This window comes from Halorubrum sp. Atlit-28R, from assembly GCF_003665955.1.
Lineage (GTDB): Archaea > Halobacteriota > Halobacteria > Halobacteriales > Haloferacaceae > Halorubrum > Halorubrum tropicale.
Genome location: NZ_QPLS01000001.1, coordinates 186290 through 207963, shown reverse-complemented (window position 1 = coordinate 207963; position 21674 = coordinate 186290). Strand labels below are relative to the sequence as shown.

At 69.3% G+C, this 21674-nt stretch carries 21 protein-coding genes and 1 pseudogene; 11 read left to right on the top strand and 11 right to left on the bottom strand.

From position 1 onward, the window contains the following. Nucleotides 1–29 precede the first annotated feature (29 nt). On the bottom strand, nt 30–758 hold the full coding sequence (locus tag DVK06_RS01115; protein ID WP_121599003.1) for a YqjF family protein: 729 nt from the start codon (nt 756–758) through the stop codon (nt 30–32). An 84-nt stretch (nt 759–842) separates the two neighbouring features. Then, nucleotides 843–1805: a cation diffusion facilitator family transporter gene (locus tag DVK06_RS01110; protein WP_121599002.1), complete on the bottom strand. Its 963-nt coding sequence runs from the start codon at nt 1803–1805 to the stop codon at nt 843–845. A gap of 174 nt (nt 1806–1979) precedes the next feature. Here DVK06_RS01110 and DVK06_RS01105 point away from each other — a divergent pair, with 174 nt between their 5' ends. After that, a complete protein-coding gene (locus DVK06_RS01105) occupies nt 1980–2681 on the top strand; it encodes an HD domain-containing protein (RefSeq protein ID WP_053772197.1) in 702 nt (233 codons plus the stop codon). 15 nt (nt 2682–2696) lie between these two features. On the opposite strand, the gene DVK06_RS01100 is transcribed toward DVK06_RS01105, so the two are convergent. Then, nucleotides 2697–3446, bottom strand: coding sequence for a TetR family transcriptional regulator (locus DVK06_RS01100; RefSeq protein WP_121599001.1), 750 nt, complete (start codon nt 3444–3446; stop codon nt 2697–2699). A 166-nt stretch (nt 3447–3612) separates the two neighbouring features. Here DVK06_RS01100 and DVK06_RS01095 point away from each other — a divergent pair, with 166 nt between their 5' ends. Beyond that, nucleotides 3613–5307, top strand: coding sequence for a COG1361 S-layer family protein (locus DVK06_RS01095; RefSeq protein ID WP_121599000.1), 1695 nt, complete (start codon nt 3613–3615; stop codon nt 5305–5307). Nucleotides 5308–5388: 81 nt separating this feature from the next. After that, nucleotides 5389–7881 carry an RND family transporter gene (locus tag DVK06_RS01090; RefSeq protein ID WP_053772194.1) on the top strand — a complete coding sequence of 831 codons (2493 nt, stop codon included), beginning with the start codon at nt 5389–5391 and terminating at the stop codon, nt 7879–7881. 52 nt (nt 7882–7933) lie between these two features. On the opposite strand, the gene DVK06_RS01085 is transcribed toward DVK06_RS01090, so the two are convergent. Then, nucleotides 7934–8356, bottom strand: a complete 423-nt coding sequence (locus tag DVK06_RS01085; RefSeq protein WP_053772193.1) for a hypothetical protein — start codon at nt 8354–8356, stop codon at nt 7934–7936. A gap of 261 nt (nt 8357–8617) precedes the next feature. On the opposite strand from DVK06_RS01085, the gene coxB reads away from it, so the two are divergent. Then, complete coding sequence (coxB, locus tag DVK06_RS01080; protein ID WP_053772192.1) at nt 8618–9394, top strand: cytochrome c oxidase subunit II; 777 nt, start codon at nt 8618–8620, stop codon at nt 9392–9394. After that, nucleotides 9391–11889, top strand: coding sequence for a cbb3-type cytochrome c oxidase subunit I (locus DVK06_RS01075; protein WP_053772191.1), 2499 nt, complete (start codon nt 9391–9393; stop codon nt 11887–11889). The genes coxB and DVK06_RS01075 overlap by 4 nt, the downstream gene beginning before the upstream one ends. A 28-nt stretch (nt 11890–11917) precedes the next feature. On the opposite strand, the gene DVK06_RS01070 is transcribed toward DVK06_RS01075, so the two are convergent. Beyond that, the gene (locus DVK06_RS01070) at nt 11918–12397 is read right to left on the bottom strand and encodes a zinc ribbon domain-containing protein (protein ID WP_121598999.1); all 480 of its coding nucleotides are present in this window, start codon (nt 12395–12397) and stop codon (nt 11918–11920) included. Nucleotides 12398–12474: 77 nt separating this feature from the next. Between DVK06_RS01070 and DVK06_RS18850 the strand changes: the two genes are divergently transcribed. Next, nucleotides 12475–12618: a hypothetical protein gene (locus DVK06_RS18850; protein WP_199241411.1), complete on the top strand. Its 144-nt coding sequence runs from the start codon at nt 12475–12477 to the stop codon at nt 12616–12618. Nucleotides 12619–12678: 60 nt separating this feature from the next. Beyond that, nucleotides 12679–13671 carry an NAD-dependent epimerase/dehydratase family protein gene (locus tag DVK06_RS01065; RefSeq protein WP_121598998.1) on the top strand — a complete coding sequence of 331 codons (993 nt, stop codon included), beginning with the start codon at nt 12679–12681 and terminating at the stop codon, nt 13669–13671. A 33-nt stretch (nt 13672–13704) separates the two neighbouring features. Here DVK06_RS01065 and DVK06_RS01060 read toward each other — a convergent pair whose 3' ends face one another. The 3 genes from DVK06_RS01060 to DVK06_RS01050 all read right to left on the bottom strand — a co-directional run bounded on the left by DVK06_RS01060 (nt 13705) and on the right by DVK06_RS01050 (nt 15701). After that, nucleotides 13705–14454, bottom strand: a complete 750-nt coding sequence (locus DVK06_RS01060) for a GNAT family N-acetyltransferase (protein WP_121598997.1) — start codon at nt 14452–14454, stop codon at nt 13705–13707. A gap of 156 nt (nt 14455–14610) precedes the next feature. After that, nucleotides 14611–15270, bottom strand: coding sequence for a thiaminase II (gene tenA, locus DVK06_RS01055; RefSeq protein ID WP_121598996.1), 660 nt, complete (start codon nt 15268–15270; stop codon nt 14611–14613). A gap of 155 nt (nt 15271–15425) precedes the next feature. Beyond that, nucleotides 15426–15701, bottom strand: coding sequence for a cytochrome C oxidase subunit IV family protein (locus DVK06_RS01050; RefSeq protein WP_053772186.1), 276 nt, complete (start codon nt 15699–15701; stop codon nt 15426–15428). Nucleotides 15702–15822: 121 nt separating this feature from the next. Between DVK06_RS01050 and DVK06_RS01045 the strand changes: the two genes are divergently transcribed. Next, nucleotides 15823–16341 (top strand): hypothetical protein, encoded by a 519-nt coding sequence (locus DVK06_RS01045; protein WP_121598995.1) that lies wholly within the window; start codon nt 15823–15825, stop codon nt 16339–16341. 53 nt (nt 16342–16394) lie between these two features. Here DVK06_RS01045 and DVK06_RS01040 read toward each other — a convergent pair whose 3' ends face one another. Further along, entirely contained in the window at nt 16395–16892 is a 498-nt protein-coding gene (locus DVK06_RS01040; RefSeq protein WP_121598994.1) for a halocyanin domain-containing protein, read from the bottom strand. A gap of 145 nt (nt 16893–17037) precedes the next feature. Between DVK06_RS01040 and DVK06_RS01035 the strand changes: the two genes are divergently transcribed. Next, nucleotides 17038–17628, top strand: coding sequence for a hypothetical protein (locus tag DVK06_RS01035; RefSeq protein WP_053772183.1), 591 nt, complete (start codon nt 17038–17040; stop codon nt 17626–17628). 38 nt (nt 17629–17666) lie between these two features. Here DVK06_RS01035 and DVK06_RS01030 read toward each other — a convergent pair whose 3' ends face one another. Then, complete coding sequence (locus tag DVK06_RS01030) at nt 17667–18815, bottom strand: acyl-CoA dehydrogenase family protein (RefSeq protein WP_121598993.1); 1149 nt, start codon at nt 18813–18815, stop codon at nt 17667–17669. Between the two features lie 111 nt (nt 18816–18926). Here DVK06_RS01030 and DVK06_RS01025 point away from each other — a divergent pair, with 111 nt between their 5' ends. Continuing rightward, on the top strand, nt 18927–19724 hold the full coding sequence (locus tag DVK06_RS01025; RefSeq protein WP_121598992.1) for an RIO1 family regulatory kinase/ATPase: 798 nt from the start codon (nt 18927–18929) through the stop codon (nt 19722–19724). Here DVK06_RS01025 and DVK06_RS01020 read toward each other — a convergent pair. Further along, nucleotides 19712–20026, bottom strand: a pseudogene (locus DVK06_RS01020) (transcriptional regulator); the annotation flags it as partial. The gene DVK06_RS01025 and the pseudogene DVK06_RS01020 sit on opposite strands and share 13 nt — an antisense overlap. A gap of 88 nt (nt 20027–20114) precedes the next feature. Between DVK06_RS01020 and DVK06_RS01015 the strand changes: the two are divergent. Then, entirely contained in the window at nt 20115–21635 is a 1521-nt protein-coding gene (locus tag DVK06_RS01015; RefSeq protein ID WP_121598991.1) for an aldehyde dehydrogenase family protein, read from the top strand. Nucleotides 21636–21674 lie beyond the last annotated feature (39 nt).

Genomic DNA, 21674 nt, shown 5'->3' with positions numbered 1-21674 from the left:
GCGCGGCCGAGGCGGACGCCCCGCGACCCTCAGACCCGGCGGATCCGGTCCGCGGCGACCGCGATCGGCTCGGCGTAGTGGAGCAGCGGCTCGCCGTCCGGTTCGTCGAACCCGTTGGCCGCGAACAGCGTGTTCGCTCGTATCTCCGCCGCGGCCGGGCGCAGCGTCCACGGCTCGTGTTCGATCTCGCCGACGTACAGCCGCCCGCCGGAGCCGGCGGTGTAGAAGCGGTAGTTCTCCGTGAGGAACGCCGGCAGCGACCCCGGTTCCGGCGTGAACGCCTCGCCGGCCGGCGCGTACGTCGCGTCGAACCGCGCGTGCGGGGCGCCGTCGTGGACGCGCCGGCTCGCGAACCGCACGGCGCGGTCCGCGTCCGCGCCCCCGCCGCCGACCCCGTCCCACGCCCCCGGGCATCGAACGTCCGTCTCGGCGCGGTAGTAGGGGAGCCGGAACAGCCCGCGGGCGACCGCCACGCCGAGCCGGTCGTCCGCGTCGAGGCTGTGGAAGTAGACGCCGGGCCCGTTCGGGCCCTCCACGTAGGTCCGGAGGTTGAGTTCGGGGAACGACAGGCCGACCGGCACCCCCCGCGGGCGGATGTCGTCCATCACGAACGGGACGACCCCGAGGTAGGCGTCGCCGTCGCGGGTCGCGACCGACAGCCCGTCGGGCAGCGCCGCGGCGACGGTCGACGGGTCGACGGCCCAGTGCGCGAACAGTCCGTCCCGCCACGTCATCTCCAGCCAGCGGCGTTCCAGCATATCCGATCGTAGGGGACGAACGTGCAAAACCCGCACGCCCCCGGCGGCCCCGGGGCTCCAGACCGACCACGCGGTCGCCCCGCGTCACTCCGCCGGCGCGTCCGGCTCCCCCGACGCGTGCGACCCGTCCGCCGCGTCCTCCCACTCCGGCGCGTCCTTCCACTCCCCGAGCCCGGACGGGTCGAGGTGGACGTGGACGTCCCCGACGTCCTCCAGCGCGCGGAGGCTCGTGACGAGCTCCGTCTCCACGTCGTGGGCCGCCCGGAGCGTCATCTCCCCGTCGACCTCCACGTGGACCTCGACCTCCAGGTCGGTCCCGTCGTAGTAGACGGTGAGGTCGTGGACCCCCTCGACGGCCGGGTGGTCGCGGAGCGCGGCGACGACGCGCTCGCGGTCGCCGGAGGGCGGCGCCGCCCCGACGAGGTACGTGACGTTTTCGCGGCCGATCTCGACACCCTGATACACGACGAGGAGGCTGACGAGCGCGCCGGCGACCGGGTCGAGGATCGGGACGTTCAGGAACACGCCGAACACGCCGACGAGCGCCGCGATCGTCGTGTAGATGTCGTTGAGGCAGTCGACGGCGAGCGCGTCGAGCGCGGTCGAGCCCAGGTCGGCGTTCACCAGCTCCGTGTACCGGTACAGGAGGTACATGTCGGCCATCGCGAACAGCAGCGCGCCGACGAGGAGCGGGCTCGTCGTCACCTCGGCCGACCCGACCAGCCCGCGGACCGACTCGCGCAGCAGGAGCAGCCCGAGGATCGCGACCGTCGCGCCGACGAAAAGCGCCGTCAGCGGCTCGATCCGCTGGTGGCCGTGCGGGTGCGTCTCGTCCGCGCTCTCGTACCGCGAGCCCCCCCAGACGAACACGACCGCGCTCGCGACGAGGTCGGCGACCGAGTGGGCGGCGTCGGCGACCAGCGCGACGCTGCCGAACGCGAGCCCCGCCGCACCCTCGACCGCGATCTTCACGGCGTTGCCGGCGACGTTCACCGCCGCCGCCCGCTGGAACCGAGCGCGGTCGTCGTTCCCGAAGGGACTCAGCATAGACGCCGGTGCGCCCCCGACCCTGTTAAGCGTCCCGCGTCGCGCCGCCGCCGCCCGCCCGGGGCGCCGCCGCGACCGATCGGTCGTCGCGTCAGCGGCCGGATACTCCGTCGTAACGCCTAAGACCGAAACGCTCCTCGGTGTCGGTAATGAATCACGAGTTTTTCGCCCGAGGTGGTCCCGGTGGGCGTCGAAATTAAGGAAACGGAGGTGAGCGACGAGGACTTCGAGGAGATGAAGGGGTTCGTTCGCGACTACCTCGCGGCCAGCGTCGAGAGCGAGGACGACGGCGGACGGATGCGCTGGTACCCCTGGCACTCCGCGTCGTACCGCTTCAACCACATCCTCAACGTCGTCGACCTCGCGACCGAGATCGCCGAGGCCGAGGGCGCCGACGTGGACGTCGTGCGGGTCGCGGCCGTCTTCCACGACGTCGCGAAGCTGGAGGCCGAACAGGACGTCCACGCGGAGGCCGGCGCGCGCGTCACCCGAGAGTACCTCCAGAGCCGCGGCAACTACCCCGAGTCGTTCATCGAAGAGGTGTGCGGCGCGGTCGTCGACCACTCGTACACGGGCGACCTCGACGACGTCCCCCTAGAGAGCCGGTGCCTGATCGAGGCCGACGTGCTCGACAAGGTCGGGGCCAACGGCGCCGTCCTCATGCTGTTGCGCATGGGGTACGAGTCGCGGACGCACATGGACGCCGCGAAGATGGTCGACCGCGTGCTCCAGCGCGCCCGCGACCACACCGACCGCGTCGTCTCCGACACCGCCGAGAGCATCGCGCACCAGCGGATCAAGCGCGTGAAGTGGCTCCGCGAGTGGCTCGAAGAGGAGGTCTCGCGGATGGACGCCGAGGGCGTTACGGACCGCTGAGAGCGGCTCCGGCCGCTATTCTCCCGCACCGCTCGCGTCGACGAGCGGGAGCATCGCCTCCAGGTAGCGGTCGATCCCGGCGCGCGAGCCCGCGACCCAGGAGCCGCCGTTCGCCGTCGCCCAGCGGAACATCCCGCCCGTCGCGAACGTCTGGAGCGTCACGGCCACCTCGGCGGCGTCGACGCGGTCGGGATCGCGCCCGGGTGAGTCGTCCGCGGTGCCCGGTGACCCGTCGTCGTCGGTCTCGGCCGCGGCCTCGCGGACGAGTTGTTCGAGATACTCGCCGAAGACGCGGTCGCTGCGGTCGAAGTGGTCGCGGTACGCCTCGTCGCTCGCGGCCTGCGCGCGGAGCTCCGTCATCACCGTGACGAACCGCTCGTCGGGGGCGTACGGGTCGTCGAGCGACGCGGGGTCGACGACCGCCGTGAGGTAGTCGTCGAGCTGGTCCCGGGCCGAGCGATCGAAGGCCTCGGGGGGCATCTCCGGCACCTCGTCGGCCGCGGCCGCCGCGGCGTCGTCCGCCGGCTCCGCGAGGGACCCGTCCGCGACGGACGCCTCGAACTGGTCGAGCAGGAAGCCGAGGAGGTCGAGCAGCAGGTCGTCTTTCCCGTCGTAGTGGTGGTACACGAGCGACGGGCTCTTGTCGAACTCGTCGCCGATCCGCTGGATCGTGACGTTCGCGTACCCGTGTTCGCAGAGCGCGCGGAACGCCGCGCCGAGGATGGCCTGCCGGGTGTTCGAGGGCTCCGCGAACGGGTCGTCCATACCCGACGTATTCGCCCCCGGTATATACAGCTCTTGATTGAACGTTCATTCAACACGCTTATGTCGCGGGGCTCGCTCGGGGACGTATGACTCGTTCCGACGCGTCACGGTACAACCGGCCGCTCCGCGCGGCCAGACCCTCGCGCGGCCCCGCCGGAGGGGACCGATGAGCCGACCGGCGCGACTCGCCACCGCCGCGCTCGCCCTCGCCGCGGCGAGCGCCCTCCTGGTCGGCGTCTCGCTCGCCGGCGCCGCGGCGCCGAGCGGGGGCGGATCGCCGGCGGACTCGGCCGCCCTGTCCGGGGCCCCGACCGCCGACGGCGTCGTCGCGCAGACGAGCGATCCGACCCCGCGACAGGTCCGCGGGTCGCCGGTGCTGGAGGTCTTCGCGTCGCAGCGAACGGTGCCGGCGGGCACGGAGTCCTCAATCACGCTCGACATCGTCAACACCGGCGAGATGGAGATCGGTAACCAGCTCGACTCCCGGGTGACGACCGCGCGCGGGCTCACCGTCGAGGTCGACGACGGCGGCGTGCCGATCGACGTCGAGGACGGCAAGATCCCGGTCGGCGACGTCTCGACCGCCGCGAGCCCGGTCGCCGTGCCGCTCGACGTGACCGTGCCCGAGGACGTGCCGGACGGGCGATACGAGGTGGAGGCGACCCTCCGTTACCGCTACACCTTCGAGATCATCCCAGAGTTCAACGACCACAAGGACCGCCGCGGCATCGACGACTTCGACGTCACCATCGTCGTCGACGACGGCGCGCGGTTCGCGGTCCTAGAGACCGACACCGACGCGCAGGTCGGCGGGAGCGGCGACGTGACCGTCACGCTGGCGAACGTCGGCGACGAGACCGCCCGCGACGCGGTCGTCTCCGGGAGCACGACCGCGCCCGGCGTCACCCTCGGGCAGGGCGGCGGACAGTCGTTCGTCGGCGACTGGGCGCCCGGCGAGAACCGGACGGTGGCCTTCGACTCGACCGTCGGGCAGTCGTTCGCCGGCGGCGCCTACGCGCTCTCCTCGACAGTCGACTACCGCGACCCGAACGGCCTCGACGAGACGGCGGCGCCCGCCCGTGCCGGGGTCGTCCCGCTCCGCGAGCAGTCGTTCTCCTTAGACGACGTCTCCGGCACGCTCGAAGTCGGCTACTCCGGGACGGTCACCGGCACGATCACGAACGAGGGGCCGCGTACCGTCGAGAACGCGGTCTTGGTCGCCGACTCCGGGAGCAACCGCGTGAGCCTCGGCGAGAGCCGGTACGCGCTCCCGCGGATCCCGCCCGGGGAGTCGGCGGAGTTCACCTTCGACGCGGACGTGAGCGGGAGCGCCGACCCCGGGCCGCGGCAGTTCCGGTTCACCACGGAGTACGAGAGCGGCGACGCGACCCTCACGGCCGAGCAGACCCGGCGCGTCGAGGTCGCGCCGCGACAGCCTGAGTTCGAGTTAGCCGTCGAGAACGCGACCGTCCAGGCGGGCGACACCCGCCGGATCAACGCCACGATCACGAACCAGCGGCCGGAGACCCTCTCGTCGATCAACGCCGGACTCTACGCCGACAGCCCGTTGACGGCCGTCAACGACGAGGCGTTCGTCGACGAGCTCGAACCCGGCGAGTCCGCGCGGATCTGGTTCGAGGTGGCCGCCGCGGGGAGCGCGAGCGTCGAGGACCACCCGGTCGAGCTCGACTTCCGCTACGAGGACGCCCGCGGGAACGACCGCATCTCGGACATCACCCAGGTCCCGGTGACCGTGACCGAATCGGTCGACGACGGCGGGCCGCCGCTCGGCCTCGTCGCCGTCGCCGCCCTGCTCGTCGCCGCCGCGGTCGGCGGCGCCGTCTGGTACCGACGACGGTGATCGGATGAGCGGACGCACCACCGCGCCGGGTCGCCCGCCGAGGGGCCGCCCGCCGACCGACCGTGGGACAGCGGGGCACCGGTGACCGCGGCCGACCGGCTGATCGAGGAGATCGACCGCGTCGTCACGCAGCGGCCGCTGGCGGTCGTCGCGGTGTTCCTCGTCGTGACGGCCGGCTTTGCCGGCGGGCTGACGGGCATCGAGACCAGCGCCGGCGCGGACCAGTTCACGCAGGACATTCCCGCCCAGCGCGCGCTCGACGACATCGACGAGGAGTTCGAGACCTCGATCGGCGGCTCCGCGACGTCGGCGCAGGTGATCGTCTCAGACGACAACGTCCTCTCCCGCGACGCGCTCGTGCGGACCTTGGAGACGCAACACCGGCTGGAGTCGCGCTCGACGCTCCGGGTCGCGTCGACGTCGAGCCACGCGGACGCGGTCGCGCGGCGGTTGGACCCGAGCGCTTCGACCGCGGCCGAGCGGCGCGACGCCGTGACCGAGGCGACGCCCGCCGAACTGCGGACGGCCATCGCCGACGCCGACGCGACGGGCGCGATCGCGGCCCAGGTGTCGGTCGACTACAACCCCACCGCGCAGGCGGCCGACACCGCCATCGTCGGGATCACCTACGACCTGCCCGACGCGGCGACGACGGCGCGGGTGACCGAGCTACAGACCCGAAGCGTCGAGGTCGTCGACTCCGTTCCGGGTAACGAGGCGGGCGAGAACGTCATCCTCTTCGGGGACGGCGTCCTCCAGTCGGAGATCACGGCGCTGTTGACCGACACCGCGATCATCGTCTTCCCGGCGGCGCTGATCCTGATCGTCGGGTTCCTGATCTTCTCGTACCGCGACCCGTTCGACATGGCGATCGGGATCGCCGCGCTGCTCCTGTCGCTCCTCTGGACGTTCGGCTTCATGGGGTACGCCGGGATCCCGTTCTCGGACTCGCTCGTGACGGTGTTCCCGCTGTTGCTCGCCGTCGGGATCGACTTCGGGATCCACATCGTCAACCGCTACCGCGAGGAGCGGGCGACCGGGACCGGCATCGAGGCGTCGATGCGGACCACCACCGACCAGCTGCTCATCGCCTTCCTGCTGGTGACGATCACCACGGTGTTCGGGCTCGTCTCCAACGTCGTGAGCCCGTTCGATCCGAACCGCGACTTCGGGATCGTGGCGGCCGCGGGGATCACGTTCACGCTCGTGATATTCGGCGTCTTCCTCCCCGCGGCGAAGGTGCTCGTCGACCGGCTGCGCGAGCGGTTCCCGATCCCGACGTTCGGGACGAGCGCCCTCGGCGCCGGCGGCTCGCGGCTCGCGCGCGTCCTCCACGTCGGCGTCGACCTCTCGCGGATCGCCCCGGTCGCGGTCGTCGCGCTCCTCCTCGTCGGCGGCGCGGTCGGCGGCGCCTACGGGACCGGCGTGAACACGGAGTTTTCCGAGGAGGCGTTCTTCCCGGACCAGGACCGGCTGGAGACGTACGCGGACCTCCCGGAGCCGTTCGCGCCGACGGAGTACACGTTCCTCGACGTGTTGACCCTCTTCGAGGAGGAGTTCGAGCAGGACTTCGTGGGGTCGGTGACGCTGTACATCGACCAGTCGATCAGGGACGACGACTCCCTGGAGCTGATCCACCGCACGACGCGGAACCCCCCGGACACCTTCGCGACGACCGACGAGCGCCGCGCGCAGGCGACGAGCGTCGTCACCGTGATCGGGGACCGCGCGTCGCGCGATCCCGAGTTCGCGGCGCTCGTCGAGCGCAACGACCGCCTCGGCAACGGCGTGCCCGACCGCAACGTCGACGAGGTGTACGACGCGCTCCTCGACTCCTCCGCGGACGGCCGAGCCCGCGGGTACGTCGCCGCCGACCGCGGCAGCGCGCGGATCGACTACACGATCCGACCCGGCGTCGACAACTCCGAGGCGGTCGCCGACGTGCGCGAGCTCGCCGAGCGCACGCCGCTCAACGCGGTTCCGACCGGATCCCTCGTGGTCAACGAGGCGGTGATCGACCTGCTGACGGAGTCGGCGATCCGCAGCCTGTTCGCCGCCTTCGGGCTCACGGCGCTGTTCTTAGCGCTCTCGTACGCCTACCTCGAAGGGAAGGCGGTCTACGGCTTCCTCAATCTGGTCCCCGTGCTCGTCACCGTCGGCCTGCTCGTCGGGTCGATGCGGCTGTTCGACATCCCGCTGACGCCGATCAACGCGCCGATCCTCTCCGTCTCCATCGGGCTCGGCGTCGACTACACCGTCCACTTCGTCCACCGGTTCGTCGACGAGTACAAGGCGGGCCTGCCGATAGACGAGGCGCTCGACGTCACCATCGCGGGGACGGGCGGCGCGCTCACCGGCAGCATGCTCACCACGGTCTCCGGGCTCGGCGTGCTGTGGCTCGCGGTCATCCCCCTGTTGCGCGACTTCGGCGTCCTGCTCGCGCTCGGCGTGTTCTACGCCTACCTCTGCTCGATCCTGCTCGTCCCCTCGCTCGTCGTCGTGTGGGACCGGTACGGATCGCTCGTCGGCCTCGGGCTCGACGACGGGCTCCGCGGCGCCGGCGCCGAGCGCTGACGCTGCGTACCACGCGACTTTCGACCGGACGGCAGAGACAGAAGAGACCGAGTCAGCCGACCACGCCGACGACCAGCTGGACCGTGACGAGGACGAGGAACGCGGCGCCGGTGGCCAGGGTGCCCGCGGCGACGCCGTGCGCGTTCCCGAGTCCGCGGCTCCGGGTCGCGAAGTAGGCGCCGAGGAAGACGAAGCCGACGAGCAGCAGCCCGACGGCCAGGAAGGCGACGTTCACCAGCGTCCCGGCGAGGCCCTCGGGGATCCCGAAGCTCCCGACGCCGAGGAGGATGCTCCCGCCGACGAGGACGGTGATGCCGACGAACGAGACCGCCCACACGACCGGCGTCCGGACCACGTCGCCGAGCGTCTCGACGACGGCCTCGTAGCGTCCGCCCGTCTCGTCGCGGCCGGGAGCGACTCGCTTCGCCCCGATTTCGGCGACCGCGACGAACGTGGCGACGACGAGGAGGCCCATCAGCCCCGTACTCAAGAGGGTGAGTGATGTCATGGATTTCCGTTGTTAGGGGCTCCGTTCGCGCGTACAAATACCCTTCGACGCGCCTTTGACGCGGGGTCTCCGCACCGATCGGTCCCCTCGACCGCGGCACCGTTCGACCGGCCGGCGGGGTCCCGCTCGGGGGGCGAAACGGACCCGTTCACTCCCCGATGGCCCGCCCCGCTACACAAGAGATAAGTGTACCATCGCTAAGGGTGGTACAAGAGCAGACAGACGAACATGATAGATCCAGTTATCCTACAACAAGGGGGCGACTGGCGCGCACAGGCGGAGGTCTTCGACGAGATCTTCTTCGTCTTCCTCGCGCTCGGCACCCTCGTCGGTACCATCGTCGTGGCGTACACGCTGTGGAACGTGTACAAGTACCGCGACGACGGGAACCGGTCGGACGAGGAGTTCGACGCGCCGGTCGTCGGCGAGCTCCCGACGGGACAGGGCGGTCCGAAAGCCAAGAAGCTCTTCCTCTCGTTCGGGTTGAGCGCGATCGTGGTCATCAGCCTCGTCGTGTACTCGTACGGGCTCCTCCTCTACGTTGAGGAAGGGCCGGACACCGATGAGGAAGGCGACATCGAGATCATGGTCGAAGGCTACCAGTACGGTTGGGAGTACGAGTATCCGAACGGGCACACCGAACGGGGTGAGCTGATCGTGCCCGCCGACCAGCGGATCGACATCAACGTGACGTCGAGGGACGTCTGGCACAACTTCGGATCGTCGGACTTACGCATAAAGACAGACGCCATTCCCGGGGACTACAACGATAACTGGTTCTCCGTGAGCTCGGCGGAGGTCGAGGCGCAAGGCGGCGAGGCGACGTACCCCGTCGAGTGCTTCGAACTGTGCGGCCCCGGTCACTCGCAGATGAAGGGTCAGATCACGGTCATTCCGCAAGACGAGTGGGAGGAGTGGTACGCTAACACCGGAAACAGCTCGGAGAGCGCCAGTATCGAGACCTCCGCGCACGAGTCCGGAGTACTCAGCGGGGTGAACGCATGAGCGAACTCCCGCCGACGACCTCGGTCAAGCGCTGGTTGGTCACGACCAATCACAAGGACATCGGTATCCTGTACACGATCACCGCGCTGTTCTTCCTGCTGTTCGGCGGCGTGATGGCGCTGCTCATCCGCCTCCAGCTGTGGGACCCGACGAGCCAGATCCTCTCGGGGTTGGCGTACAACGAGGCCGTCACCGCGCACGGGCTGATAATGGTGTTCTGGTTCCTCTCGCCGTTCGCGTTCGGGTTCGCGAACTACTTCGTGCCGCTCCAGATCGGCGCGGACGACCTCGCGTTCCCGCGGCTGAACGCCCTATCGTACTGGATGTACCTGTTCTCGGGCGTGCTGCTCGGGATCAGCTTCTTCCAGGGCGGCACGCTCACAGCCGGCTGGACGATGTACGCGCCGCTCAACGTGCCGATGTACACGCCCGGCATCGGGTCGACCGGCGCGATTCTCGCGCTCACGATGTTCATTATCGGCGTCACCGCGTCGACCGTGAACTTCCTCACGTCCATTCATCACTCCCGGGCCGAGGGGATGGGTATCATGGATATGCCGCTGTTCTCGTGGTCGATCCTCGCGACGGTGTGGATGATGCTGTTCGCGTTCGCGGCGCTGCTCGGTGCGCTGTTGATTCTCGGTTCCGATCGGGTGCTCGGGAGCGTCTACTTCTCCGCTACTGAGGGCGGTGCCCTGCTGTGGAGCCATCTTTGGTGGTTCTTCGGCCACCCGGAGGTGTATATCGTCTTCTTCCCGGCGCTCGGGGTCATGCTGGAACTGTTCCAGACGTTCTCCGGCCGCCGCCTCGTCGGTCGCAAGTGGGTCATCATCTCCATCTGCTTGATCGCCGTCCAGTCGTTCCTCGTGTGGATGCACCACATGTTCCTCACGACGATTAACCTGGAGATCAAGACGCTGATGATGGCGACGACGATCGGTATATCCCTCCCCTTCGACCTGATCGTCTTCTCGCTGATCTACACGCTGATCAAGGGGCGGATCCAGTTCACGACGCCGTTCCTGTTCGCGTTCGGGGCGCTGCTCCTGTTCATCCTCGGCGGTATCACCGGGGTCTTCCTCGGCGCAATCGTGCTCGACTACGAGTTCCGCGGCACCTACTGGGTGGTCGCGCACTTCCACTACGTGATGTTCGGCGGGGCGACGGCGCTCGTTGGCGCGATCTACTACTGGTTCCCGAAGGTGACCGGGAAGATGTACAACGAGTTCCTCGGGAAACTCCACTTCGTCACGTTCTTCCTCGGCTTCAACGCCGTCTACTTCTCGATGTTCCTCGCTTGGGAGACCCCGCGCCGGGTGTTCGAGTACAACCCCGAGTTCCAGATCTACCACCAGTTCGGGACGATCGGCGCGTTCGTGCTCGGACTCTCCTTCTTCATCATGTTCTACAACCTGGCGCAGTCCTACGTCTCCGGCGAGCCGGCCGGTGCCAACCCGTGGGACTACTCGCGGACGGCGGAGTGGGCGGTCTCCTCGCCCCCGCCGCTGGAGAACTGGCCGAACAGGCCGTCGTACGCCTCCGGAAAGCTGGAGTTCGTGAAAGACTACGTGCCGGACGGCGGGCCCGCGGTGAAGACGGACGAGGACGGTAACGTCGCCACCGACGGCGGCGACACCCACTCGTCGCACATCTCGAGCTACGCTCACTGGGACAAACATCCGAGTCACGCGAGCATCTGGCCGTTAGCACTGTCGCTCGCCCTCGGCGTCCTGCTGTTCGGCCTCTCCGGCTTCGCCAACTCCGTGACCGTCGAACTGGGCGAGACGGCGCTCCAGAGCGACGTCGTCATCTCCAACCTGCTTTACCCGACCGCGATCCTGGCCGGGATCGGCGGACTCCTATACACCGGCGTGAAGTGGGGGACGGAGGACTTCTACGCTCCGCCGACCGAGTTCGCCGAGCGGTGGCCGTTCAACGGCGTCGAGAAGGTGAAGCTGGGGATGTGGTTCTTCCTGGCGTCCGACGTGCTCGTCTTCGGCGCGCTGCTGTCTGCGGCCATCTTCATCCGGTACAACGCCGGCTGGATGACGTGGGAGCCGCTGACCGACCCGCTACCCGGACTGATCAACACCTTCGTGCTACTCACGTCCTCGTTCACCGTGATCTTAGCGCTGGTCGCGGCCCGCCGGAAGAGCCGGCAGGGCCTGCTGGCGTCGCTGGGGTCGACCATCCTGCTCGGGTTCGTCTTCATGGCGATCAAGATGTGGGAGTGGAACCACGAGGTCTTCGACAAGGGCGTGACCATCTCCGCGAACGCCCACGGCGACCCGATCCAGGCGTCGATCTACTACGTCACGACCGGGCTCCACGGGATCCACGTGCTGCTCGGTCTCGTGGTCGCAATCTTCCTGTTCGTCAGGGCGTACCAGGGTCACTACCTCGACGACGAGCGGCCGATTGAGTACTTCGGCCTCTACTGGCACTTCGTGGACATCGTCTGGGTGTTCGTCTTCCCGCTGTTCTACCTCTTCTGAGGCGGTTCGCGGCCCCGTTTTTTCGCCGTCACGCGTCGCTCTCACCGACCGGTTCGGCGCACCACTGACAGAAGTCGAACGTCGGGTCGGTCTCCCTTCCGCACTCGGGACAGCGGATCGTCTCGCCGGACTCCGGTTCCGCCTCGCCGTCCGCAACCTCCGCGGACGCGGCGCCGGGACCGGGTACCGTGTCCGGCGAGCCCGTCCCTCGGGACGCGTCGGAGTCCCGCTCTGACGTCCGGTTGTGTCGGACCGCCACGACGTACGCGTCGACCACGCTGGCGACCACGACCGCGGCGGCGGGCGCGATCTCCGAGACCGCCGGCGGGTCGCCCGCGAGCGCGCCCGAGATCGCTGACTCCGGGACGAACACGAACACCGCCGCGGCGACCGTCAGGTACCAGCCGAGCCCGCGGGCCCACCGGCGGAGGTACGCGTGACCCAGTCCCGAGACGACGAGCGCGAGCAATGCGGCGAGCCAGGGCCGCCGACGAGTGCGTTCCGACATGGGCGCCCGTACGACCTCCCGCCCCGAGAACCTACCTCTCTCGGAGCGTTTATGTTGCGGACGCGCCGAACTACGGTATGTTCGGCGTTCCGCTCGGCGAGTTCCTCTCCGGGGCCGCGGTCGCGGTGTTCGGCGTCGGCACCTGGGGGATCGGCCTCGGCGTCGTGTACCTCCTCTACCGTCGCTGGCGCGGCGACGGCCCCCGCGGCGACGACGACTGAGCCGGACGGCTCGAATTCCGGTTCGGCCACGCTTTTCACGTCCCTCGTCCGATCTAGCGTATGACAGACACGGCGCTCGTCGTCGGCGGCACGCGGTTCATCGGCCGACACACCGTCGCGGAGCTGCTCGCGCACGACTACGAGGTCGCGATATTCAACCGCGGGAACCACGAGAACCCCTTCGCGGACGACGACCGGGTGACCCACGTCGAGGGCGACCGGAAAGACGAGACCGCGCTCCGGGCCGCGAAGCTGTCGGTCGAACCGGACGTCGTGATCGACTGCGTCGCGTACCACCCGGCCGACGTGGCGAGCGCGACCGACGTCTTCGCCGACGTCGACGGCTACGTCTACATCTCCTCGGGCTCCAGCTACGCCGCCGAGGAGATTCCCAAGCGGGAGGGCGAGACGCCGCTGGAGCCGTGTACCGACGCGCAGGCGGTCGACGACGGCCACGAGACGTACGGCAACCGGAAGGCCGAGGGCGACCGCGAGGTGTTCGCGGCCGCCGAGGCGGGCGTCAACGCGATGGCCGTCCGCCCGTGTATCGTCTACGGCCCGTACGACTACACCGAGCGGCTCGACTACTGGATCGACCGCGTGCTCACCCACGACCGCGTCGTCGTCCCCGGGGACGGACAGAACCTCTGGCACCGGGCGTACGTCGAGGACGTCGCGAGCGCGCTGCGGATCGTCGCCGAGCGCGGCGAACCGGGCGCGGCGTACAACGTCGGCGACCGGCGGGCGCTCACCCTACGGGAGACGCTGGAGACCATCGCCGACGCGGCGGACACCGAGGTCGACGTCGTTCCCGCGAGCGCGGACGCGCTGGCGGCCGGCGGGCTCGACCCGGAGGAGTTCACCCTCTACCGCGAGTACCCGCACCTGCTCGACACGTGCGCGCTCGCCGACTTGGGCTGGGAGTCAACGCCGGTCGACGAGGCGATGTCGCGGACCGTCGAAGAGCACCGCGAGTCGGACCGCGACGGGAGCGAGTGGGACCCCGGCCGCGAGGCCGAGGAGCGCGTCATCGGCGTGAAGCAGACGCTCTGAGGCGGTCGCGCCGCTCCGGGCGGCGACGCCCCCTCAGTACGCCGCGTCCCACCGCGCGGGCTTCCGCCGGTTCCCGCAGTCGCGGCACTCCATCCGGTCCATCGTGTCGATGGCGATGTCCGTCCCCTCGCAGTTGCCACAGAGGTAGCCGTAGCGGCGCTCGTGGTCCGGGTCGACGTACGCGACGTAGAACGGGGCCTGTGAGCCGCGGTCGCTCTCGTCGAACGCGACGTGGACGGTCTCTCCGTCCTCCGTCTGGTACGTCGCCTCGGAGATGCCCCTGAGCCGCCCGACCTGCTTCCGGAACTCCCGTTCCGCGAACAGTTCGCCGCCGATGTCCACCTCGCGCTCGCCGGCGAGCTCGTACCCCTCGCGCTCGTAGAACTCCGTGCCCGCCTCGTTGTCGGCGAGGACGCGCGCCTCGATACGGTCGACGTCGGCCGAGCGGAGCGCCGACTCGACCCGCTCTAGCAGCGCCGAGCCGATGCCCGAGCCACGGTGGTCGGGGTGGACGTGGAGCCAGTCTATCTCGCCGACCCGCTCGCGGCGCCCGACGACGTAGCTCTCCGCGAACCCGACGACGACCCCGTCCACCACGGCGACCGGGAACACCGCGTCGTCGTCCTCGACGTCGTCGCCGAGGTCTCCGGCGTCGTACCACTCCTCGACGGCTTCGTCCAACAGCGCTTCGTCGACGGCGTGCCCGTACGACGCCACGAGCGACTCGCGGGCGACCGACCGGACCGCGTCGACGTCTTCGGCAGTTGCTTCGCGTAGGTCCATGGGTGTAGATACCACCCCGACTACAAAAAACTCGGTCGGGATTTCCGTCGCACGCAACGGGTCCCTCTATCCGGCGCGAGCCGCGCGAGTACCCGTTCTGCGCCGACCGCGCCGTCGGCGCGGCCGCTGACCGGCGCGCTCCGTCGACACGCCGCGTCAGACGCGCCACTCCTCTTCGGTGTAACACATCTCCCAGAAGACGTGTTCGAGCCGGGCGCTCCGCAGGAACGCCGCCCGCATCGCGTCGCGCTCGCCGGGGTACGCCTCGGCGTGCCGGTCCACGAGGTCGCGCATCCAGGCGACCGTCTCGCGGAAGGCGTCGCTCGTGTACTTCTCGATGAACGGGGTGTAGCGGTGCTCCTCGGTCGCGCGGTCGGCCATGTGGTCGGCGACGTCGAGGTAGCCCTGCCCGCACGGGTAGACGGCGGCGACGGTCTCCGCGATCGACCCCTCGTGGGCCGTCCGGACGAGGAAGTCGGTGTAGGCCGCGCAGGTCGGCGCCTTCTCGACCGCCTCCAGATCCGCGGCCGAGAGGCCGTAGTCTGCGGCGAACGAGCGGTGGAGGTCCATCTCGTCGTCGAGCGTGGCGTGCGCGGCCGCCGTCAGCCGCCGGGTCGTCTCCTCGTCGTCCGCCTTCGTCCCCGCGATCGCGAAGACGCGCGCGTAGTCGAGCAGGTACCGGTAGTCCTGTCTCACCCAGTGTCTGAACGCCGCCTCGTCCAGTTCCCCGTCCGCCAGTTCGACGACGAACGGGTGCTCCTTCTGTGCGTCCCAGATGTCCGATCCGGCCTCAAGGAGTCGATCGCTGAACGCCATCTCGTCCGAGGGTCCGTTTCGGACTGTGTTATAACTAACTAATATTAGCAAGTAATATCGTGCGGCGGCAACGAGAACGGCGGCATCGCTCCGCGGAAAGCGAGAGGTGTCGAGAGGAGGTTCGGGAAGGAGAGTCCGCGGCCGTCGCGGGGACGTTACGAGATGGAGTACGTCGCGGCCGCCATCAGCAGCATGGTGAGCGCGAGCGCGAGGCCCATCAGGTAGGTCAGCGAGCGGTTCTCCCACCGGAGGTGCTGGAAGTACGCGACGATGAGCAGCGTCTTGACCGTCGCGATCACCAGCGTCCCGGCGATCGCCGTCGTGTACGAGAACTCGATGAACGACGTCTCGAAGAGCGCGAAATTCAGCGTCGCCGCGACGAGGAGGGCGACGTATATCGCCGAATACAGTTTCACGGAGTCGTGCGCCATCTTACGTCTCACTTCGTCCCTGCGCTTAAAGAATTAACCATCCGGGGGTCCCGGATCCCGAAACGCCTATCCGCGCGACGACCGGACCTGCGGTCGGTCGCAGCATACGACCGGTGCTCCCGTGACTCCGCTGGAACCGACGGACGACCTGCTCGAATCGCTGTACGTCGTCAACAAGGTCGCAAAGCAGTTCGCCGACGAGGCCACCGCGGCCTACGAGCGCGGCGACGTCACCGAGAGCAACGTCCGCTCGGCCCGCAAGGACGCCCTCTACCGGCTCAAGACCGCCGTGCTCTCCCGTGTGGTCGCGTACGACGCCGACGGGGTCACCGGCGAGTACCACGCCATCAACGGCGACGTGTGGCTGTTCCTCACGGTCGGCGACTGGCACTTCCACCAGCCGCCGCACGCGATCGGCGGCGACCTCACCGACGCGATCGCGGTCTCGAACTCCCGGGCGAACCCGATCGACGCCCCCTACGAGCGCGACGCCGCCGTGCGGCGCTCGGACCGCACGCTCGAAGAGGCGCTGTCGCGGCTCGCCGAGGTCGGCGCCAACGCCAACGACCACCTCGCGCGGCCGACGGTCACCAGCGAGCACGACCGGATCGTCGACGTCCGGTGGTCGTTCCTCTCTTGAGTTCCGCACCCCGCAGAAAAACCGCGTCTCTTCGGACCGCCTACCGGGCCCGCTTAGGCCTCGACGACTTCGATCGCGCCGAGCATCCCGTTCGCTTTGTGGGGCGTACACTGGTACAGCTGGATACCCGTGTTGTCGAACGACTGCTCGAACGTGTATCCCTCCTCGGCGATGGTCTCCCCGTTGTCGAAGTCAGACTCGGACCCCTCGACCGAGGCCACGTTGTGTCCCCCACCGACGCCGGTCCACTCCCAGACGACGGTCGTGCTCGAGTCGATCCGGACCGCGGCGGGCGCGAAGGCGAACCCCACGTCGCCGGCGCCGACCTCGATGGTAATCTCGTCTTGGCCCGTGAGATCCGCCATGGTCCCGTCGTACATGCGGGCCTCCGACAGGTAGTCGTCGATCTCGCTCGGGACGTCTTCGATGACGTTCCCGCCGTCGCCGCCGTCGCCGCCGTCACCGCCGCCGGAACAGCCGGCGAGCGTTCCGATTGTCAGCGCTGCGCCGGTTCCGGCGAGATACCGCCGTCTGGACAAGTTATCAGACATCACCTAACGTAGGGTTTCGAGCCATACAAACCCCGCGATACGTTTCGATTTTCGGGAACGCACGACGGTGTGAGGCTCACGTATTCCCCCGCCGAATCGGGTCACGAAGCCCGGCTTTATCGCGCTCCGACGCTTCCCGAGAGACATGCGCGAAGACGCGCTGGCGACGCGGCTCGTCGAACACTACGAGGCGACGGGCGACGACCCGGCGATCCGCCTCGAAGAGCCGTACGACGCCGACGGGCGCGAGGGCGTCGTCGACCTGTTCGTCCGGACGCGGACGCCGGAGCCGGTCGACCGCGTGATCGAGCTCAAGGCGGACGCCGCGGTCCGCCGCGCCACCGGCGCGAACGAGGTCCTCCGACAGTACCGGCGGATGGAGCGGTACTTCCACGCCGACGAGCGCCACGCGCTGCGTCCCAAGCTCGGGCGGACCGAGCCGGGCGCCCGCTACCTGCTCTGCTTCGCGCCGACGCCCACCTGCGTCCATCACGTCGCGACGAACCGCACGCTGTACGGCTCCGTCGACCGGGACGCGTACGCCGGCGACGTGCCGGCGGTCCGCACCGTCGCGTTCCTGACGGGGCTGGAGGGCGACCCGGCCGACCTCGGCCTCGTGTCGGTCAATGGCGACGCGGCGTTCGGGTCGGCGCCGTTCGTGCGAGCGGTGCCGGACGGGTCGCGGCTCGCCGAGAGCTTACGCGGCGTCGACGACGACCTGATCGAGTTCCCCTGAGACGGCCGGCGGGCGGCTGAGGGCGGGAGACGGTCCCTTCAGAGGCCGAGTTCGCGCCCGATGACGACGTGTTGGATCTCGCTCGTCCCCTCGCCGATCTCCATCAGCTTCGCGTCGCGGTAGAAGCGCTGCGGCGCGAAGTCGGTGGTGTAGCCGTAGCCGCCGAGCGTCTGGACCGCCTCCTCGGCCACCTCGCGGGCGGCCTCGCTGGCGTCGAGCTTGGCGAGCGCCGACTCGCGCGTGACCGACTCGCCGGCGTCGTACTTCGACGCGGCGCGGTGGGTCAGCAGGCGGGCGCGCTCGATCTGCCGGTGCATGTGGACCACCTTGTCGCGGACGGCGTCGAACTTCGATATCGGCTTGCCGAACTGCTCGCGCTCGCCCGCGTACCCCTTCGCGGCCTCGTAGGCGCCCTGCGCGAGCCCGACCGAGAGCGCGGCGATGGAGATCCGCCCGCCGTCGAGCGTCTTCATCGTCTGCGTCCAGCCGTCGCCCTCCTCGCCGAGCAGCCGGTCCGCCGGGATCCGTACGTCGTCGAAGGCTATCTCGCAGGTCGGCGAGCTGTTCAGGCCCATCTTGTCCCAGACGGTCGTCACCTCGAACCCGTCGTCGGCGTCGGGGTCGACGATGAACGTCGAGATGCCGTCGTACCCGGCCTCGGGGTCCGTCACCGCCTTCACGAGGATCGAGTCGGCGACGTTCGCGTTCGTGATGAACTGCTTGGTACCGTTCAGCACGTACTCGTCCGCGTCGGCGTCGTACTCGGCGGTCGTGTCCATGTCGGAGGCGTCCGAGCCGCTGCCGGGCTCGGTGAGCGCCCACGCGCCGAGCCCCTCCCCCTCCGCGAGCGGGCGGAGCCACCGCTCCTTCTGTTCGTCGGTCCCGAACAGGTCGATCGGCTTCGCGCCCAGCGAGGTGTGGGCCGCGTACGAGAGCCCGATCCCGCCGGAGACGCGGCCGAGCTCCTCCGTGACCAGCGCGTACATCAGCTGATCCCCGCCGAGACCGCCGTACTCCTCCGAGACCGGGACGCCCATCATGTCCAGGTCCGCGAGCGACTCGAACACCTCCTCGGGGAAGCGGTGTTCGGCCTCGATCTCCTGTGCGATGGGCGCGATCTCCTCCTCGCAGAACTCCCGGACGGTGTCGCGTATCATCCGGTGCTCGCCGGGTACCTCGAAGTCCATGGGCAAGGATTGCGACCCGCGGGCATAAACGATGCGAACGACCGTGATAAACCGCGGCGCCGGACGGTCCGCGAGCCGACGACTTATGACGCGTCGCCGCGTTCCGACGGTATGGAGTTTCGGCAGCTCGTCCGCGGTCGCGTCGACTGGCCCGACATCGAGCGGGTCGCGCGCGAGCTGGCGGCCCGGTACGACCGCGACGAGATGCGGGTGCGCTTCCTCGACGCCGACAACTGGCTGTCGACGCCGATGGTCGTCGACGAGGACCTCTTCGTGAAGGTGATCACGCGACAGAACACGCTCGTCCACGCGCTGTTCACCACCGGGCGGAATCTCGGCGCGTTCTCGGCCGGCACCGAGGGGTTCTTCGAGCGCCACGAGACGCCCTACGAGATGGCGCGCCACGAGCTGGAGGCGACCCGGCGCGTCCGCGAGCTCGGCGTCAACGCGCCCGAGCCGGTCGAGGCGTTCGAGGTCGGCGACCTCGGCGTGCTCGTGTTGGAGTACCTGCCCGAGTTCCGCACCTTAGGCGAACTCGACGCGGCGGCCGTCGCCGAGCTCGCCCCCGAGCTGTTCGAGACGCTCCGGACCATCCACGACGCCGGCCTCGCGCACGGCGACCTCCGCGCCGAGAACGTCCTCGTCGCCGACGGCGAGCTCCACGTCATCGACGCGACCCGCGTGAGCGAGGACGGCCGCGAGGCGGCGCGCGCCTACGACCTCGCGAGCGCGCTGGCGGCGCTGGAGCCGCTGGTCGGCGCCGCCGAGACGGTCTCGGCCGCGCTGACGAGCTACTCGACGGACGAGCTCCTCGCGGCGCGGCGGTTCCTCGACTTCGTCGCGATCCGGCCGGACCACGACTTCGACGCCGCGGAGCTGACCGGCGAACTCGAAAAGCGGACGACGTGACCCGGAGCCGCGCGACCGGACCGCTCCTGTAGCTCCAGGAGGTTGCCGGCGCGGTCGGAGTCGCGGATCGCGTCGAGGAGCGCCTCGACTTCGTCCGTGGTCTCCGCGAAGGCGGTGAACAGCCCGTTCACCGAGTCGGGCGCGTCGGCGTCGGTCCGCGGCGAGTTGTAGATGGCGTGCGCGAGCACCCCGCCGTCCGTCCTGCCCGTCGCCTCGATGGCCCAGCAGTTCGGATGCCACAGGTCGAGCGTCAGCCTGGTCCCGCCCCAGTCCTCCCGCCCCTCCGCGTCGGTCGTCGCCATTATCCGACACAGTTGGTAGCGCACCACAAAGACCCGGCCGCCCATGGTAGGGTGGGTTATTTGGACGTGCCGACGGTAACCGCCACACATGGCGCAGCCCTACCAGCACTACATCGACGGCGAGTGGGTCGACGGCGACGGGTCCGAGACCTTCGAGAGCGCGAACCCCGCGACGGACGAGTCCTTAGGCGAGTTCCGACGCGGGACTCCCGAGGACGTCGAGCGCGCGGTCGACGCCGCGGACGCGGCGTTCGAGGAGTGGCGGGAGCTCTCGCGGATCCAGCGCGCGGAGTACCTGTGGGACGTCTACCACGAGCTCCGCGACCGGACGGACGAGCTCGGCGCGATCGTCTCGAAGGAGTGCGGCAAGGAGATCAGCGAGGGGAAAGCCGACGTGGTCGAGGCCGCGCACATGGTCGAGTGGGCCGCGGGCGACGCCCGCCACCCGAAGGGCGACATCGTCCCCTCGGAGATCCCCTCGAAGGACGCGTACATGCGCCGGAAGCCGCGCGGCGTCACCGGCTGTATCACGCCGTGGAACTTCCCGGTCGCGATCCCGTACTGGCACATGGCCATCGCGCTGGTCGAGGGGAACACCGTCGTGTTCAAGCCCGCCGAACAGACCCCGTGGTGCGCGCAGATCATCGCGGAGATGTTCGACGACGCCGGGATCCCGGACGGCGTGTTCAACATGGTCCAGGGGTTCGGCGACGCCGGTAACGCGATCGTCGAACACGAGGACGTCTCCACGGTGCTCTTCACCGGCTCCGCGGAGGTCGGCCACCACATCCAAGAGAAGCTCGGCGGCGTCGCCGGCAAGCGCGCGGCCTGCGAGATGGGCGGCAAGAACGCCGTCGTGGTCACCGAGGAGGCGGACCTCGACGTCGCGGTCCACTCCGCGGTGATGTCCTCGTTCAAGACGACGGGCCAGCGCTGCGTCTCCTCCGAGCGCCTGATCGTCCACACCGACGTGTACGACGAGTTCAAAGAGCGGTTCGTCGAGGTCGCGGAGTCGGTCGCGGTCGGCGACCCGCTCGACGAGGACACGTTCATGGGCCCGCTGATCGAGCCGGAGCACTTGGAGAAGGTCACCGAGTACAACGAGCTCGCCCGCGAGGAGGACGTGAACGTCCTCGTCGACCGGACGGAACTCGACGCCGACGAGGTCCCCGACGGCCACGCGGACGGCAACTGGATCGGCCCGTTCGTCTACGAGGCGGACCCCGACGCCGACCTGCGGTGTACTCACGAGGAGGTGTTCGGGCCCCACGTCGCCCTGCTGGAGTACGAGGGCGGCGTCGAGCGCGCCGTGGAGATCCAGAACGACGTGGACTACGGGCTGGCCGGCGCGATCATCTCCGAAGACTACCGACAGATCAACTACTACCGCGACCGGGCCGAGCTGGGGCTGGCGTACGGGAACCTCCCGTGTATCGGCGCCGAGGTCCAGCTCCCCTTCGGCGGCGTGAAGAAGTCCGGTAACGGCTACCCCTCCGCCCGCGAGGCCATCGAGGCCGTCACCGACCGCACCGCGTGGACCCTGAACAACTCGAAGGAGATCGAGATGGCGCAGGGGCTCTCCGCGGACATCAAGACGACCGACGACTGACGAGCCGCGATCGGTTCCGCGGCCTCGTCGCTCGCACCG